Annotated in this window: 11 protein-coding genes; 10 read left to right on the plus strand and 1 reads right to left on the minus strand. The window is 76.8% G+C overall.

Annotation, left to right across the window (positions count from 1 at the left end):
* Nucleotides 1-114 precede the first annotated feature (114 nt).
* The 4 genes from BJP25_RS09330 to BJP25_RS09345 all read left to right on the plus strand — a co-directional run bounded on the left by BJP25_RS09330 (nucleotide 115) and on the right by BJP25_RS09345 (nucleotide 3,353).
* Nucleotides 115-1,065: a TIGR03557 family F420-dependent LLM class oxidoreductase gene (locus BJP25_RS09330; RefSeq protein ID WP_075974778.1), complete on the plus strand. Its 951-nt coding sequence runs from the start codon at nucleotides 115-117 to the stop codon at nucleotides 1,063-1,065.
* 108 nt (nucleotides 1,066-1,173) lie between these two features.
* Complete coding sequence (locus BJP25_RS09335; RefSeq protein ID WP_075974445.1) at nucleotides 1,174-1,560, plus strand: STAS domain-containing protein; 387 nt, start codon at nucleotides 1,174-1,176, stop codon at nucleotides 1,558-1,560.
* A 63-nt stretch (nucleotides 1,561-1,623) separates the two neighbouring features.
* A complete protein-coding gene (locus BJP25_RS09340; protein ID WP_075974446.1) occupies nucleotides 1,624-2,403 on the plus strand; it encodes an alpha/beta fold hydrolase in 780 nt (259 codons plus the stop codon).
* A 170-nt stretch (nucleotides 2,404-2,573) separates the two neighbouring features.
* On the plus strand, nucleotides 2,574-3,353 hold the full coding sequence (locus tag BJP25_RS09345; protein WP_233157978.1) for an SAM-dependent methyltransferase: 780 nt from the start codon (nucleotides 2,574-2,576) through the stop codon (nucleotides 3,351-3,353).
* 10 nt (nucleotides 3,354-3,363) lie between these two features.
* Here the strand turns inward: BJP25_RS09345 and BJP25_RS09350 are convergent, their stop codons facing one another.
* Nucleotides 3,364-4,005 (minus strand): CBS domain-containing protein, encoded by a 642-nt coding sequence (locus tag BJP25_RS09350; protein ID WP_075974447.1) that lies wholly within the window; start codon nucleotides 4,003-4,005, stop codon nucleotides 3,364-3,366.
* 683 nt (nucleotides 4,006-4,688) lie between these two features.
* Here BJP25_RS09350 and BJP25_RS09355 point away from each other — a divergent pair.
* From BJP25_RS09355 to BJP25_RS09380, 6 genes are all read left to right on the plus strand, one after another.
* Nucleotides 4,689-7,550, plus strand: a complete 2,862-nt coding sequence (locus BJP25_RS09355; RefSeq protein WP_075974448.1) for a helix-turn-helix transcriptional regulator — start codon at nucleotides 4,689-4,691, stop codon at nucleotides 7,548-7,550.
* Nucleotides 7,547-10,318, plus strand: coding sequence for an AAA family ATPase (locus BJP25_RS09360; protein WP_075974449.1), 2,772 nt, complete (start codon nucleotides 7,547-7,549; stop codon nucleotides 10,316-10,318). Before BJP25_RS09355 ends, BJP25_RS09360 begins: the two co-directional genes overlap by 4 nt.
* A gap of 2 nt (nucleotides 10,319-10,320) precedes the next feature.
* The gene (locus BJP25_RS09365; RefSeq protein WP_075974780.1) at nucleotides 10,321-13,086 is read left to right on the plus strand and encodes an AAA family ATPase; all 2,766 of its coding nucleotides are present in this window, start codon (nucleotides 10,321-10,323) and stop codon (nucleotides 13,084-13,086) included.
* A 976-nt stretch (nucleotides 13,087-14,062) separates the two neighbouring features.
* Nucleotides 14,063-14,788, plus strand: a complete 726-nt coding sequence (locus tag BJP25_RS09370; RefSeq protein WP_084793821.1) for a helix-turn-helix transcriptional regulator — start codon at nucleotides 14,063-14,065, stop codon at nucleotides 14,786-14,788.
* 76 nt (nucleotides 14,789-14,864) lie between these two features.
* A complete protein-coding gene (locus BJP25_RS09375) occupies nucleotides 14,865-16,073 on the plus strand; it encodes a cytochrome P450 (RefSeq protein ID WP_075974450.1) in 1,209 nt (402 codons plus the stop codon).
* A 14-nt stretch (nucleotides 16,074-16,087) separates the two neighbouring features.
* A complete protein-coding gene (locus tag BJP25_RS09380; protein WP_075974451.1) occupies nucleotides 16,088-16,288 on the plus strand; it encodes a ferredoxin in 201 nt (66 codons plus the stop codon).
* Nucleotides 16,289-16,401: the final 113 nt, after the last annotated feature.

A 16,401-nucleotide genomic window follows, 5' to 3' on the forward strand; every position in this document is an offset into this window, starting at 1 on the left:
CCGGGGTTCCGCAGCGCGGGAGGCCCCGGCCGCCGACGTGCCACCGCTGGGGGGAGCCCGATCGTGGTGGTCGTGACAGGCGTGAACCGCGCGGGAACGGGGTAAGCGATGGCCATGGTGAGCATCGGGTACTTCCTCTCCAGCGAGGAGTTCGGGCCCAAGGAGCTGGTCAGGCAGGCCAAGATGGCGCAGGACGCCGGGTTCGAGCGGTTGTGGATCTCCGACCACTTCCACCCGTGGCTCGACGACCAGGGCAGCAGCCCGTTCGTCTGGTCGGTCATCGGCGCGCTGTCCGAGGCGGTGTCGCTGCCCATCACCACCGCCGTCACCTGCCCCACGGTCCGCATCCACCCGGCGATCGTCGCGCAGGCCGCCGCCACCGCCGCCGTGCAGACCGACGGGAGGTTCACCCTCGGGGTGGGGTCGGGGGAGATCCTCAACGAGCACATCCTGGGCGACCCGTGGCCCTCGCCCGGTCAGCGGCTGGCGATGCTGGAGGAGTCGGTCGAGGTCATCCGCAAGCTGTTCGGCGGCACGGAGATCTCCTTCCACGGCGAGTTCTACGAGGTCTCCGAGGCGCGCCTGTACACCCTCCCCGAGGAGCAGGTGCCGATCTACGTCTCCGGCTTCGGCCCCCAGGCCACGGACCTGGCCGCGCGGATCGGGGACGGGTTCATCACCGTGATGCCCGACGCCGAGCTGATCTCGCGGTTCAAGGAGGCCAGCGGCGGCAAGACCGTGCAGGCGGGCACCAAGGTGTGCTGGGCCCCGACCGCCGAGGAGGGCGCCAAGACCGCGCACCGCAAGTGGCGCAACGAGGCGCTCACCGGTCAGCTGACCGTGACCCTCCCGCGCCCCAAGGACTTCGAGGCGGCCACCGAGCCGATCACCCCCGAGGCCGTGGCCGAGCAGATCCCCTGCGGCCCGGACGTGGACAAGCACATCCAGGCCGCGCGCGAGTTCGTCGAGGCGGGCGTGGACGAGCTCTACGTCCAGCAGATCGGCTCCGACCACGAGGAGTTCTTCCGGGTCTGGTCCACAGAGGTCATCCCCGCCCTGCGCTGACCTGCCCTGCGCCGCTTTGCGCTGACCTGCCCTGCGCCGCTTTGCGCTGACCTGCCCTGCGCCGGTCCGCCCGACCCCCCGATGTCCCCGCACCAGGAGGTTCCCCACATGCTGGTCCCCGCCAAGGCCGACTGGGCGAGCTGGCGCCCCGACCTGTCGATGGCCGTGCTCACCCCGACCGACGACCTAGACCTGGAGTACACCGTGCGCCTCGGCGAGGCCGCCGACGAGGTCCTGGCGATCGCCGAGCAGCACGCCGAGACCTGCCGCGCGGTGGTGGTCGACATGCGGGCGGTGGAGTTCATCGACTCCACCGGGCTGAGCAAGCTGATCGGCCTGCGCGAGGGCCTGGAGGGCTCGTCCACGACCGCGCAGCTGCACCTGGTGGTCTCCGCCGACCAGGACATCGTGCGCAGGCTGTTCGAGATCACCGGCCTGGGTGACGTGCTGTCGATCCTGCCGGACATGGAGTCGGTGGTCTCCGCGGTCGACTGAGCCGGGATACTGGGGTCCGAGCCGGGGCACCGGGTCGCCACCTCGGCCGGACGGGAGCGGACCATGAGCGCACACCGGTCGGTGTTCGTCAGCGCGCCTGACGGCACCCGCCTCGCCGTCCAGCCGACCGGGGACGGCCAGCCGCTGCTCCTGCTGGCGGGCCAGTCCAACAACCACACCTGGTGGGACCGGGTCCGCCCGGACTTCGAGCCGCACCGGCGGGTGATCACGCTGGACTGGCGCGGCACCGGGCGCAGCGGCGCGCCGGACGAGCCCTACTCCACGCCGGGGTTCGCGGAAGACCTGGTGGCGGTGCTGGACGCGCTGGAGGTCGACGAGGCCGACGTGTACGGCACGTCCATGGGCGGGCGGGTGGCGCAGTGGCTGGCCGCCCGCCACCCGCGCCGGGTGCGCAAGCTCGTCCTGGGGTGCACGACACCCGGCGGGGCGCACGCCGTCGAGCGCTCGAACGACATCCGCCGGGCGCTGGCGAAACCGGACCACGCCCAGGCCCTGATCGACCTGATGTACACACCGGGGTGGTGCGAGCGCAACCCCGGCCCCTACGCCGTGCTGGGCGACCCGGGGCTCACCGCCCACGCCCGCGTCCACCACCTCAAGGCCAGCAACAACCACGACGCCTGGGACGTCCTGCCCGACATCGCGGCGCCGACGCTGGTCCTGCACGGCAGCGACGACCTGATGGCCCCCGTGGCCAACGCGCGGCTGCTCGCCGAGCGGATCCCGGGGGCCGTGGCGCACGTGTTCCCCGGCGCCCGGCACGCCTACTTCGACGAGTGCGCGCCCGAGGCGAGCCGGGTGGTGCTGGACTTCCTGGGCTGATCGTCGGCCGATCGGAGCAGCACCGCGGTGGCGACCGCTCGCTCCGCGACCCCCGGACGAGGGAATTGCCCCGCCATGGGGATTTCCGGGGTGGGGAAAGGCCCACTCGGGGTCGTACCGGGGTGGCGCGGGCTCGTATCGTGTCCCGGGTGACGACCAACGTGGCAAAGGTGCCTGGTGGAGTTGGGGCCACCGCCATCGGCGTGGCCGCTGTGCGGGCTCGCGAGAGCCTCCGCAGGGATCGGCTGTTCCACGATCCCCACGCGCAGCGGTTCCTGCACGCCGCGGGCTGGCCGACCCCCGCGGGGGAGTACGAGCGGCCCGACCGCGACGGGCTGCCCCGCTGGAACATGGTCGTGCTGTCCATCCCGATCCGGACCCGCTTCGTCGACGACTGCCTGCGCGACGCCACCGCGGGCGGCTGCGGGCAGGTCGTGGTCCTGGGGGCCGGGCTGGACACGCGCGCCTTCCGGCTGGACTGGCCCGCCGGGACGACCGTGTTCGAGGTCGACGTCCCCGAGGTGCTCGCGTTCAAGGACAGCGTGCTCGCCGGTGAGGGCCCGCGCTGCGCCCGCCGGGTGAGCATCCCCGCCGACCTGACCCTGGAGTGGGCCGCGCCGCTGCTGGCGGCGGGCTTCGACCCGGCCGCGCCGACGGCGTGGGTCGCCGAGGGCCTGGTGGGCTACCTGAGCACCGAGCAGAACGACAGCGTGCTGCGCGAGCTGGGGCGGCTCTCGGCCCCCGGCAGCAGGCTGGTGGTGACCACCTCCGCCGACGACCCCGCCGCGAGCGCGGGCGACGGGGCGGCCTGGCTGTCCGGCTACGGCTGGACGGCGGCGTCGTTCGACCCGGCCGAGTGCGCCGCGGCCTACGGCAGGCCCGGGGTGTTCGACCGGTTCGAGCCGCGGCCCAGCCACCGCGGCTACCTCACCGCCGTCCGCACCGGCTGACCCGACCCGCTCAGGCCACCGCCGGGGCCCCGGCCGCGCGCACCTCGACGTGGACCACACCGGGGACGCCCTCGGCCAGGGCCTCGGCGGCGTACCGGTCGGTGGGGTCGGTGCCGTCCGGGTCACCGGTGCCGTGCGCGGAGTCGGTGAGCACGACCTCGCCCGCCACGACCTCGACCAGCCAGCGGTCGTCGGCGGCCAGGGCGCGCAGCCGGTGGCGCAGGTCGCCCGCGATGGCGGTGTCCGGCCGGGTGACCACGCGCAGCAGGTCGCGGCGGGTCACCACGCCCACCAGGCGGCCGAACGGGGTCACCACCGGCACGAGCGGGTGGTCGCCGTCCTGGAGCACCCGGCTGACCGCGGCCAGGTCGGCGTGCTCGCGCACCGCGTGCGCCTCGCCCATGACCTCGCCCACCGACCGGGCGGGGCGCGGCGGGCGGGCGTCGGCCTCGGCGCGGCGGGCGCGCGGGTCGACCGGGAACCGGTGGCGCAGCAGGTCGGCCTCGGTGACCACGCCCAGGACCCGCTCGTGCTCGTCGACGACCGGGGCCGCCGCCGCGCCCGCGTCCGCGAGCAGCGCCGCCGCCCGCTTCACCGCCGTCGCCGGGTGGACCACCAGGGGTGCCTTCGACATGACCTGCTGCGCGCGCATCGCCGCTCTCCTTCTCCCGTCCGTCCTTCGAGGGTGCCCCACGAAGCTGAGCCCAGCGTGTGAGATGCGGCGGCGGAGCTGTGATCCTCACCCGCGCTGAGACCCCGGCCACCCGCACCCGGGTGGGCGGGCTTGCCCCAGGTGGGTGACGTCCTGGGTGCGGCTCGGCGGTCGTCGGGGGAGAAATGGGCGTGCGGGAGCGGGCGTGAACCTGCGCGTGCAGCCGGTTGTGCGGTTCCGCTGTGAATTCTCTCAGCACCGGTGTGCGCAATCGTCCGGCCGCGGGATGTCTGTGACACAACTGGCCGGAATGTTCCACGGCGGGTGCGCCGGGTTTGCGCGTGTCCCCCGGAATGGGCCGACAGGGGCAGCCGGAACCCGTCGTGCGGCGCAAGGTCGTGCGCAGCACGTGGCACGCCGATCCCGGTGGGCGGGACGGGGGTGCGGGTCGGCGCGGCGCTCGGGAAAGTGAGCGGATATCGCGGGTATCGGCGGGCCTGCCGTTGTTCCCACTCGTTCACGCAGGGTGATTGGGCAGTTCTGCGGGGCTGCCGGGGAAGAGTTCTCCCGGGTGTTGGTCATTTGTGGGCCGAACCGCTATACCGTGAGTAGGGGGAGTGGCGCGGTGCGTCAGCGCGCGCCGGGTGTCGTGGTCCGGTTGTGGTCACCGGGAGGGGAGGCGCGTGGCGGTCTGGAACCCCGTGCGGGGCAAGCTTGTCGGGCGGGACGACGTGTGGGCGTCGGGGTTGTCGCACCTGGCCTCGGCGCGCGCGGGGGACGGGCACGCGCTGCTGCTGCACGGCGCCGCGGGCATGGGCAAGTCGAGCCTGCTGGCCGCGCTGGCCGACGCCGCGGGGGAGCAGGACGTCACCGTGCTGCGCGCGGCGTGCGGGGAGGACGGCCGCACGGTCGCCTTCGGCGCGGTCCGCCAGCTGCTCGGCGCCTACGCCGAACCCGACCACCTCGACGACGGCCTGTGGGCGGGCAGCGCCCGCCTGGCCCTGCCGGTGCTGCGCCCGGAGGGCGGGGACGAACCCGCCGCGGACAGCTACGCGGTGCTGCACGGCCTGTACTGGCTCGTGGCCAACCTCGCCGCGCGCGGGCCGCTGATGCTCTGCGTCGACGACGTGCAGCGCTGCGACGAGGCCTCGCTGCGCTGGCTCGGGCACCTGCTGCGGCGCGCCGCGGCGCTGCCGGTGCTGGTCGCGGTCACCTGCCGCACCGGGCCCGACTGCCCCGGCGACCACGCCGAGGCGCTGCCGGGGGTGGCGGTGGTCGAGATCGGGCCGCTGACGCCGGAGGACGTGGCGGTGCTGGTCACCCTGGAGTACGGCACCGAGGCCGACCCGGGCTTCAGCGCCCGCTGCGGGCAGGCCACCGGCGGCAACCCGCTGCTGCTGCACCGGCTGGTCACCGACCTGCGCCGCGGCGGCGTGCAACCGGAGGCGACCGCGGTCGACGAGGTGAGCAGGCTCGGCCCGGCGCTGACCGCCTCGGTGCTGTCGCGGCTCTCGCCGGACGCGCTGGCCGTCGCGCACGCGGTCGCCGTCCTGGGTCGGGAGCCGGACCTGCTGGCCCCGTTCTCCGGGCGCTCGGAGGCGGTGGTGGCCTCGGTGCTGGAGCTGCTGCGCGGCGCGGAGGTGCTGCGCCCCGGCAGCCTGGAGTTCACCCACGACCTCGTGCGCGCCGCGGTGCTCGGCACCATCGGGGACGCGCAGCTGGCCCGGCTGCGCGAGCAGGCCGCCCAGCTGCTCAACGACACCGGCCGCCCGGCCGAGACCGTGGCGGGCCAACTGCTGCACCTGCCCACCGACGGCCCCGGCGGGGCGGGCCAGCCGTGGATGCGGGTGGTGCTGCGCGACGCCGCCGCGGCCGCCCGCCGCCGGGGCGCGCCCGCCGCGGCCGCCCGCTACCTCGAACCCGTCGCCGCCGCCGTGCCCGAGGACGTGGTGGTGAAGGTGGAGCTGGCGAAGGTGCTCGCCCAGCTCCAACCCCGGCGGGCCATCGAGCTGCTGGAGCGGGCGATGGAGCAGGTGCCGGTGGCGCGGGCGAGCGCGCCGGTCGCCATCCAGCTCGGCATGACCGCGCTGGGCGCGCACACCGCGCCGCAGGCCTTCCGGGTGCTCGGCGACGTGCTCGACCGGCTCGACGCGGAGCTGGGCCCCGAGCCCACCGGTGAGGACCGGGTGCTGCGCACGCTGGTGGAGTCGATGCTGGTGCTCACCGGCATGGACGAGAAGTCCACCATCCAGGCGGTGTGGGAGCGGGTGCGCCACCGCAGGCCGCCCGCGGGCGACACCCCCGTCGAGCGGCAGCTGCTGGCGATGTACGCCGCGGCGGGCACGCTCGCGGGCGACTCCGCGGCGACCGTCGTCGGGCACGCCCGCCGGTCGCTGCGCACCGACGACATCGGCGTCGGCGGCTGGGTGGTGCTGGCCTCGGCGCTGCCGCTGTACCTGGCCGACGAGCTCGACACCGCCCACCGCGCCCTGGACACCCTCATCGAGCACGCCCAGCGGCGCGGCGAGGCGTGGACCTACTGCCTGGCGCTGAGCACCCGGTCGCAGATGTGGCACTTCGCGGGCAACCTGGTCGAGGCGTTCGCCGACGCGCAGAGCGCGCACGACCTCGCCGTGGGCGAGTCCTGGGGCGCGGGGGCGACGATGCCGCAGATCGCGCTGGCCGACGTGCTGGTGCACCGCGGCGAGCTCGACCGGGCCGAGGACGCGCTGTCCACCATCACCCGGCGGCGGTTCGACCAGTTCGCCCTGGAGTACCACCACTTCCTCATCACCCGGGGGCGGCTGCGCCGGGCGCGCGGGGACTCCGAGGGCGCCCTCGACGACCTGCGCACCTGCGGGGACAGCCTGGCCGACTCCGGCATCCGCAACCCGCTGCTGGCGCCGTGGTGGCTGGAGGCCACCGAGGTGCTCGCCGAGCAGGACCGGGCGGGCGAGGCCGCGCCGGTGGTGGCGGTGGGCGCCGAGCTGGCCGAGAACTGGGGGACCCCGCGGGCGATCGGGCTGGCGCTGCTGGCCAGGGGGCTGGCGGCGGGCGCGGGCGGCCGGGACCCGCTGGGCACCGGGGCGGGCGAGGTCGACCTGCTCACCGAGGCGGTGGAGACGCTGGCGGGCACGCCCGCCCGGTTGGAGCTGGCCAGGGCGGAGTACCACCTCGGGTCGGCGCACCTTCGCCGCGGCGACCAGCCCGAGGCGCGCAAGCACCTGCGCACGGCGCTGGACGCCTGCGTGCGCTGCGGCGACCGGGTGCTGCTGGAGTCCGCGCGCCAGGCGCTGCTGGAGGCGGGCGGGCGGCTGCGGTCGAGCCTGGAGTCCCCCGTGGACGCGCTCAGCGGCCGGGAGATCAGGGTCGCCCAGCTGGCCGCGACCGGGCACACCAACCGCGAGATCGCCGAGTCGCTGTTCATCACCGTGCGCACCGTGGAGGTCCACCTGACCAGCGCCTACCGCAAGCTCGGGGTGCGCAGGCGCTCGGACCTGTCCGGCGCGCTGAGCAACCGCGACGGGGCGGGGACGGCCCGGTGACGGCGATCGCGCCGCGCGCCCCGGCCCCCGGCCAAGACGGGCAGGCCGCCGGGGCGCACCGCGCGCTGGTCGAGCGGGACGAGCAGGTCGCCGCGCTGGCGGGCCTCGTGCGCGGGGTGCTCGGCGGCCGCTCCGGGCTGGCGCTGGTCGCCGGCGCGCCCGGCAGCGGCCGCACCGCCCTGGTCGAGCGGGCCGCCGGGCTGGCCGAGGACCTGGGTGTGCCGGTGCTGCGCGCCCGGGGCACCAGCACCGAGTCGTGCCTGCCGCACGGGCTGGTGTCCCAGCTGGTCGCCGCGCTGCCGCCGGAGCGGGCCCGCCACGTCCTCGAACCCCTGTGGGCGGACCTGGGCCCGGTGGCCACCGACCACGCGGTGGTCGGGCGCCTGCTCGACGCCGTCGACCGCGGCCCGGCGCTGGTGCTGCTCGACGACGTGCACCTGGCCGACCCGCAGTCGCAGGCGTGGACGAGGGTGCTGCTGCGCCGGTTGCGCGGCAGCGCGCTGCTCGTGGTCGCCGTCGGGGCCGGTCGGGGCCCCGCCTGGCTGCACGAGGAGTGCGCGGTGCGCGCGGACGACGCGCTGCTGCTCGACCTGCGGCCGCTGAGCCGCGACGGCGTGGCGGCGCTGCTGCGCGGCAGGCCCGAGGCCGGGGTGGGCGCCCCGGCGCTGCACGCCGCGACGGGCGGGTCGCCCGGCCTGATCGCCGACGTGCTGGCCGAGGGGCCGGTGGACGACCTGCGCCGCCGCGCCCGCGCCGCCCGCGCCGCGCGGGCGGAGCGCGCGGTCGCCGGGCTGCGCGGGGCGCCGCTGGCGCTGCTGCGCGCGCGCTCCGCCGCGGGCACGGCGTTGGAGCCCAGCCGCGTGCGCGGCCTCGCGGGCCTGTCCGCGCGGGACGCCGACGTGGCCGGGCGCCACCTGGTCGACCTCGCGCTGCTGCCCGCCGACCCCGGCGCCGCGCCGGACCCCGCGGTCGCGGAGCGGGCGCTGGCCGGGATGGACCGCGCGGACCGCCGCGACCTGTTCGGCCGGGCCGCGGAGCTGGCGCACCGGTGGGCCGCGCCGGACGTCGCCGTCGCGCGGCTGCTGCTGGAGGCCTGCCCGGTCGGGCGGCCGTGGGCGCAGGCCGCCCTGCGCGCGGGGGCCGCCCGCCGCCGGGGCGAGGGCGACACCCGCGGCGCCACCCGGTTCCTGCAGCGCGCGCTGGCCGAACCGCTGCCCGAGGACGCGCGCCGCGCGCTGGTGCTGGAGCTGGCCGCGGTGGAGACCTCCGGCGCCAGCAGCACCAGCGACCTGCGGCTGGCCAGGGTGATCCTCGACCGGGCCACCGCCGAGGACACCCGCGTCCGGCTGGCCGCCGCCGACTCGCTGCTCGTGCGCGGCGCGACCACCCTGGCCCGCCGGGTGCTGTCCACCGAGCCGCCCGGCAGCGAGGACGACGACCTGGCCGCGCTGCGCCTGCTCGCCGAGGACCTGACCCAGCACCCCGGCGACGGCCCGGCGCGGCCGTGGCCCGCCCGCGGCTGGCACTCCCGCCCGGCCCAGGCCGGGGTCGCGGCCTGGCTGGCCGCGGTCGAGGGCCGCGACGCCGCCCGCGCCCGCGACCTGGCCAGGGTGGCGCTGGCGGGCAGGCTGCGGGCCGGGTTCGACGGCGCCCTGCTCTCGCCGCGGATCACCGCCGCCAGGGCGCTCATGCTCACCGACGACGTGCTGGAGGCCCGGCAGGCGCTCGACGCCACCATCACCGACGCCCGCCGCCGGGGCGCGCGCAGCGCCGCCGCGCTCGCCCTCGTCGCCCGCGCGCAGCTGCACCTGCAGTGCGGGCGGCCTGCCGCCGCCGAGGAGGACGCCGCCGCGGCGGGCGAGTCGCTGCCGCACGAGGACTGGCACCCCTCGACGCTGCCGCTGGCGCTCGGGCTCCAGGTGATGCTCGCGCTGGGCGCCGACCGGCCCGACGACGCCGAGCGGGCCATCGCCGCGGCCAGCGGCCCGCCCCAGGAGGACGGCTACGCCTGGTCGTACCTGCTGTTCACCCGGGGCGCGCTGGAGCTGCGGCTGGGCAGGCCGCGCGCCGCGCTCGACCACTTCCGCGAGTGCGGGCGGCGGATGCGGCAGAAGGGCTGGCACAACCCGGCGGTGCTGCCCTGGCGGTCGCTGACCGCGGTGGCGCTGCGCCGCGCGGGCATCGCGGGCCCGATCGACGAGCTGCTGGCCGCGGACCTGGCCCGCGCGAGCGCGTGGGGCACCCCGGCGTGCGTGGGGCAGGTCCACCTGTGGGCCGGGCAGGCGCTCACCGGCGCGGCCGCGCTGCGCAGGCTGGCCGAGGGCGTGGCCGCCCTGGAGCGCTCGCCCGCCCGGGACTGGCACCTGCAGGCCCTGCTCGCCCTGGCGGGCGCGCGGCTGGACGCCGGGCAGGTCGCCGAGGTCGACCGGCACCTGGCGCAGGCCGAGCGGCTGGCCCGGCTGCACCGCCTCGACGGCCACCTGCCGCGCATCCGGGAGCTGGGGCGCCGCTTCGCCGAGCGCACCGGCGCCGAGGTCTCCCGGCTGCCCGGCCCCGGGTCCGCCCCGGCCCGCTCGGCGCTGCCGGTGGCGGCCAGGGACGTGGCGGACCTGGTGGTGCGCGGGCTGTCCAACGGGGAGATCGCCCGCGCGCTCGACATCAGCAAGCGCACCGTCGAGCAGCACCTGACCCGGATCTACCGGATCTACGGCGTCGAGGGCCGCAGCGCGCTGCGGGCCCTGCTGGCGCCCTCGGACGAGGTGTGCTGACCGTGCTCGTCGAACGCGCCGCCGAACTGGCCGCGCTCACCGCCGTCGTCGACACCGCCCGCGCGGGGCGTTCGCAGGTCGTGCTGGTCGGCGGCCCGCTCGGGGGCGGGCGCACGGCGCTGCTGCGCGCCGCCGCCGACCACGCCGCCGCCGCGGGCGCCGAGGTGCTGCGGGCCGAGTGCGCCCACGCCGAGCGCGACTTCCCCTTCGGCGTGGTGCTCCAGCTGCTCGAACCCACCCTCCAGCGGCTCGGCCACGGCGCCCTGCTCGACCGGCTGCTCGGCGGCCACGACCCCGGCCAGGAGCACGCGCTGCTGCACGACACCGCCGCGGTGGTGCGCGAGCTGGCCGAGCTCGGCCCGCTGGTGCTCGTCGTCGACGACCTCCAGTGGGCGGACCGGGATTCCCTGCGCTGGCTGCTGTTCCTGGCCCAGCGGGTGCGCGGGCACGGCGTGGCGTTGCTGCTCGCGCGCACCTGCGGGCTGCCGCCCACCGACGCCGCCGCGCTCGCGGACCTGGCCGGGGTGGCCGACACCCGCGTCGACGTGGCGCCGCTGAGCGCCGACGGGGTCGCGGCCGTGCTCACCGCCACCGCGGGCCGCGCCCCGGACGCGGCGTTCCTGGCAGCCGCCGTCGACGCGGGCGCGCGCACCCCGGTCTTCGCCACCGCGCTGGGCCGCGCCCTGGCCGAGCACGACCTGGCACCGGACGCCGCGCACCTGCGCCGGGCGCTGGAGCTGCCGCTGCTCGGGCCCGCCGCCCGGGTGGCCCGCTACCTGCGCGGCGGGCCGCGCGCGCTGGTCGACCTGGCCTGCGCGGCCAGGGTGCTGGGCGACAGCGCGACCCCGGAGCTGCTGGGCGAGCTCACCGGGCTGCCCGCCGCCGAGCTGGCCGAGTGCGCCAAGACCCTGCGCGAGCTGGGCATCACCACCGGCGACACCCGCCTGCTGCCGCTCGTGGCCGCCGCGGTGTGGCAGGCGCTGGAGCTGCTGCTCACCGCGGGGGAGCAGGAGCGGCTGCGGGCGGGCGCCGCCGACGTGCTCTACCGCGGCGGCGGCAGCCCGGAGGTGATCGCCGGGCACCTGCTGGCCACCACCGCGCCCCCGCCGCCGTGGGCCACCGACGTGCTGCGCGTGGCCGCAGCGGCGGCCACCGCCGCCGGTGACGCCCGCCGCGCCACCACCTACCTGCGGCACGCGCTGCTGCACTGCGACCCCGACGGCGACCTGCGGGGTGTGCTGCTCGCCGACCTCGCCGCCGCCGAGCGCCGCTACGACTTCCCCACCTCCACCCGGCACCTGCGCCAGGCGCTGCCGCTGCTCAGCTCGGCCAGGGCGCGCGCGGAGGCGGTGTGCGCCGCCCCGGTGTGCGTCACCGGCACGCTGGCCATCGGGCTGCCGCGGCTGCGCGAGATCGCCGCCGCCCTCGACGCCGACGGCCAGGAGCGGGAGCTGGCGCTGCGCGTGCGCGCCCGCATCCGGTTCGCCTCCCAGGGCGACCGGGCGGCGGTGGCGGGCTCGGCGCTGCGCGCGGCCGAGCTGGCCGGGGACTTCCCGCTGGCCACCGCGGCCGAGCGCGAGCTGACCGCGGTGCTGGCGCACGCGGCGATGGCGGCGGGCACGGTCGGGCGCGACGAGCTGGCCGCCGCCGTGCGCGAGATCGTCGCCTGCGAGCCCGCCTCGGCGGTGCCGACCTCGGCGGTGCTGCCCACCGCGGTGCCGGTGCTGCTGGCCGCCGACGCCACCGACGGGCTGGAGCCGTGGCTGGCCACCGCGCTGCGGCTGGCCGAGGACGGCCGCGACCACCTCGGCGCCGCCGTCGTCGGCGCGCAGCGGGCGGTGCTGCTGGCCGGGGTCGGCTCGCTGGCGCAGGCCCGGCAGGCCGCCGAGGAGGCGCTGGGGCGCCTGGAGCACCCGCTGTTCGACGTCTCGGCCAACTGCGCGATCGCGCTGGCCACCGTGGCGGGCGAGCAGCACGACAGCGAGCTGGCCACCGCCGCGCTGCACGCCTGCGGGCGCGAACCGGACGGGCTGCTCTCCCCGAGCCTGCGGTCGCTGCTGCACGGCACGGTGTCCTGGACCGGCGGCGACCTCGCCGCCGCGGCCGAGCACTTCGCCGACCTCGGCCGCCAGCTGGAGGACGAGGGCGTGGCCAACCCGGGGCTGACCCCGTGGCGGCTGCGGGTGGCGAGCCTGTGCGACCGGATGGGCGAGCACCAGCGCGCGGTGCGCCTGGCCGAGGAGGAGCAGGAGCGGGTCCGGCTCTGGGGCGCGCCCGCGGCCATCGGCCGGGCGCTGCGGGTGCGCGCGGTGCTGGCGGGCGACCACGGCGGCCGCGCCCTGCTGCGCGAGGCCATCGAGGTGCTGGAGGGCTCGGGCAACCGGCTGGAGCTGGGCAAGGCGCTGGTCCTGCTGGGCAGGCGCACCCTGGCCGACGACCGGGCGGGCGCGGAGGCGCTGCTGCGCCGCGGCCACGGCCTCGCCACCCGCTGCGGGGCGACCCGGCTGGCCGAGCAGGCCGCGCTCGCCCTGGGCGGCGAGGCGCCCGCGTCGGCGCCGGACGCGGCCTCGCTGCTCACCCCCGCCGAGCGGCGGGTGGCCGAGCTGGTGGTGGCCGGGCAGCGCAACCGGGAGATCGCCGACGAGCTCGGCGTCTCGCTGCGCGCGGTGGAGAAGACGCTCACCGGTGCCTACCGCAAGCTCGGCGTGTCCGGGCGCGCGGACTTCGCCCGCGCGGTGCAGGACCTGCGCGGGCCCCGCGCGGGCTAAGGCCTGTCCTCAAGCCTCGCCCAGCGATAGCCACGCCGACGGCACCGGCGGCTGTGGTGCCGGGTGGGAAGTCGGTGCCGGGGGCGGGTTCGTGGAACACCGCCTGGGAGTTCGTCCTGAGTGGATGACCGGTGGCCGCGGCCACCCCTGGGTGTTCCACCAGTGCGCCTCCCCGGGGTCCCCTGGCCGCAACAGTTCCCGGGTACCCCGCCGCGGTCGGGGATCCGCCTCGACCGCCACCCCGACGGGCTCGCGGCGCGGTCGAGCACCCCGGATCGGGGCCGCTGCGGCCGTTCGCGCCACGGCGGGCCGCCATCCAGACGATTCGCCCATCCCGGGCCCGGTTCCGCTGCGATCCCCTTAGCACCGGGGAGGCGGTCCCGCTCGACGTCGGCTCGCGGGGGCGACCCCGGGCTTGACGCGGGGCCGCCGGCGCCACCCGAGGTCTTTCCCCAGGCAGCAGACGCGGGGTGATCGGCGCAAGGGTCGGGTTCGTTACTCCCCAGTCGCGCGCGGCTTCTGCCGTTCTCGACCGCCCTTCGAGCGGACGTCGAGAATCCCCGCGCGTGTGGTTCCGGTCACCGGTTGCCCGTTCGGGCGCAAAAGCGCAGGCCCACCGCCCCTGGTGCGGTGTCCCTGCGGTGGGCGGTGCGGGGCGCGGGGTGCGGTGTGGTGTGGTGCGGTACCGCACCTGGGGGCGGAACCGCAGGTCAGCGCGGTGCGGTGGGGGGTGCCGTACCGGTGGCCGTGCGGGGGTGCGGCGGGGGTGCGGGTGGTCGGGCCGAACCACAGTTTTAGCGCCCGCCGGTTCCGGCTCCCTGGTGCGCCGCCCCGCCGTCAGTAAGTTGGAAACCAACCGGGCGGTCGGTTCTGAAACGCGGACCGGCACCACCGCAGGGGGTGGGCCCGCGCCCCGCAGCCATCCACCAGCACAGCCCGCTCACCCGAGCAGGAGACCGGAAGGGGTTGATCTCCCGTGGCACACCGGGATCACACCGCAGGCACGACCGCGACGCTGGAGGCGCCCCGACCGGTCGCCCAGGCCGTCGAGGCGGACTTCCTCGGCGCGCTGTCCGAGCGCTCGGGGCTCTGCCTCGCCCGCCTCGACCTCGACCTGGCCATCCGCGGCGCCAACGACGGCTTCGCCCGCCGCTTCGCCGCCGACGGCCGCCGGGTCCCCGGCAGGCGCGTGCTGGACCTGCTGGACCCGCAGAGCCGCGAGCGGCTGCGCGGCCGGTTCACCCAGCTCGCCGCCGGGCGCGGCAGCTGGTTCGCCGAGCGGGTCGTGGTCGACGGGTGCGCCGGGCCCGCCTTCCGCAGCGAGCTGACCGTCGTCGTCCGCCACGACCAGGCCCGCCGGGTGGTCGGGTTCGTGGCGATCTTCGCCCCCGAGGCGCCCAAGGAGAGCGACCTGACCGGGGCGGGCGAGCGCCGCGACCGGATGTTCACCCCCGTCGCCGCCCGGGTGCTGGAGCTGATCGCCGCGGGGGACTCCACCACCCGCATCGCCAGCCAGGTGCACCTGAGCAGGCAGGGGGTGGACTACCACATCGCCGCCATGCTGCGCCGCTTCGGCGTGCCCAACCGCGTCGCGCTGGTCTCCCGCGCCTTCGCCGCCGGGATCCTCGACGCCGAGGTGTGGCCGCCGCGGGTGGAGCCGGAGTTCGTCCGCGGCAACGCCCTGTCCCCGCAGGCCGCCTGAGCGGCGGGGGCAGCAGCACCGACCAGCGAGGCCGACCGACCGCACCGCACCGCCGCACCGTCCCAGGAGGACACAGATGACCAGCACCGCCGAGCAGGCACCGGCGTTCCCGGTGGCCCGCCCCCAGGGGTGCCCGTTCCACCCGCCCGCGCCGTTCGCCGAGTTCCGCGCCCAGGCGCCGATGAGCAGGATGACCTACCCCGACGGCCACGTCGGCTGGGTCGTCACCGGCCTGGAGACGGCCAAGGAGGTGCTGCTGGACACCCGGTTCAGCTCGCTGCCCCAGGGCAAGCGCTCCCCGGTGAAGGTGCCCGGCAGCGAGCTGAGCACCGACGAGCTGCCGCCGTCGATGTTCGTCAACACCGACCCGCCGGTGCACACCCACTACCGGCGCCTGCTCAACAAGCACTTCACGGTCAAGCGCATCCAGGGCTTCCGCGAGCGGGTCGAGGAGCTGGTGGACGGGCTGCTCGACGACCTGGCGGGCAGGCGGGCGCCGGTGGACCTGGTGCAGGTGCTGGCCAAGCCGCTGCCGATGCTGGTGACCGCCGACCTGCTCGGGCTGCCCGAGGCGCAGCGCGACGACTTCTCCCACCACGTCGACACGATGTTCAGCCTGTCCTCCACCGGTGAGGAGATGGGCGTGTCGATGTACACCCTGGACCGGATGCTGCGCGAGCTGATCGCCAACGCCCGCCAGGACAAGGGGTCCGACATCCTCGGGCGGCTCTGCGACGAGACCGAGCTGACCGACGACGAGCTGATGGGCATCAGCCTGGTGCTGCTCATCGCGGGCCTGGAGACCACCACCAACATGCTCGGCCTGGGCACCTACGCGCTGCTCAAGCACCCCGAGCAGCTGGCCGAGCTCAAGGCCGACTGGTCGCTGCTGCCCGGCGCGGTGGAGGAGCTGCTGCGCTACCTCAGCGTCGTGCAGGTGGGCCCGATCCGCGTCGCCGCCGAGGACTTCGAGTTCCAGGGCCTGCCGATCACCCGCGGCGAGGTCATCACCGTGTCGCTGCCCGCGGCCAACCGCGACCCGCTGGGCTTCGCCGACGCCGACGCCTTCGACATCCACCGCCGCGACACCACCGGGCACGTCGCCTTCGGCCGCGGCCCGCACCAGTGCATGGGCCACCACCTGGCCAGGCTGGAGCTGTCGGTGGCCTTCGAGCGGCTGTTCACCCGCTTCCCGGACCTGCGGGTCGCGGTGCCCGACGACGAGATCGAGACCAGGGAGATGATGGTGACCTACGGGGTCCAGTCGCTCCCGGTCACCTGGTGAGCGGGGGAGTGGCCATGCGCGTCGAGATCGATGAGGACCGCTGCTGCGGCGCGGGCATGTGCGTGCTCGCCGCGCCCGAGGTGTTCGGGCAGCGCGACGAGGACGGGGTGGTGATCCTGCTCGACGCCGCGCCCGGCGAGGAGCAGCGCGCCGCCGTCTCCGACGCCATCGCCCAGTGCCCGGCGCTGGCCATCACGCTGGACGGGGCGGGCTGACCGACCGTCCCGACCGGGCACCACAGCAGATCCACCCCCCGCTTCCCACCGCGGGGGCCGGGCGACCCCGGCCCCCGCGGCGTTCCCCGCTGCCCTCCTGAGCTGCTGCCTCC

The organism is Actinokineospora bangkokensis, assembly GCF_001940455.1.
GTDB classification, from domain to species: domain Bacteria; phylum Actinomycetota; class Actinomycetes; order Mycobacteriales; family Pseudonocardiaceae; genus Actinokineospora; species Actinokineospora bangkokensis.

What these genes read in the sequence shown, in the direction of transcription:
- BJP25_RS09330 (WP_075974778.1), top strand. Translation starts at nt 115, where the DNA reads ATGGTGAGCATCGGGTACTTCCTCTCCAGCGAGGAGTTCGGGCCCAAG.
- BJP25_RS09375 (WP_075974450.1), top strand. Translation starts at nt 14,865, where the DNA reads ATGACCAGCACCGCCGAGCAGGCACCGGCGTTCCCGGTGGCCCGCCCC.
- BJP25_RS09350 (WP_075974447.1), bottom strand. Translation starts at nt 4,005, where the DNA reads ATGCGCGCGCAGCAGGTCATGTCGAAGGCACCCCTGGTGGTCCACCCG.
- BJP25_RS09380 (WP_075974451.1), top strand. Translation starts at nt 16,088, where the DNA reads ATGCGCGTCGAGATCGATGAGGACCGCTGCTGCGGCGCGGGCATGTGC.
- BJP25_RS09335 (WP_075974445.1), top strand. Translation starts at nt 1,174, where the DNA reads ATGCTGGTCCCCGCCAAGGCCGACTGGGCGAGCTGGCGCCCCGACCTG.
- BJP25_RS09340 (WP_075974446.1), top strand. Translation starts at nt 1,624, where the DNA reads ATGAGCGCACACCGGTCGGTGTTCGTCAGCGCGCCTGACGGCACCCGC.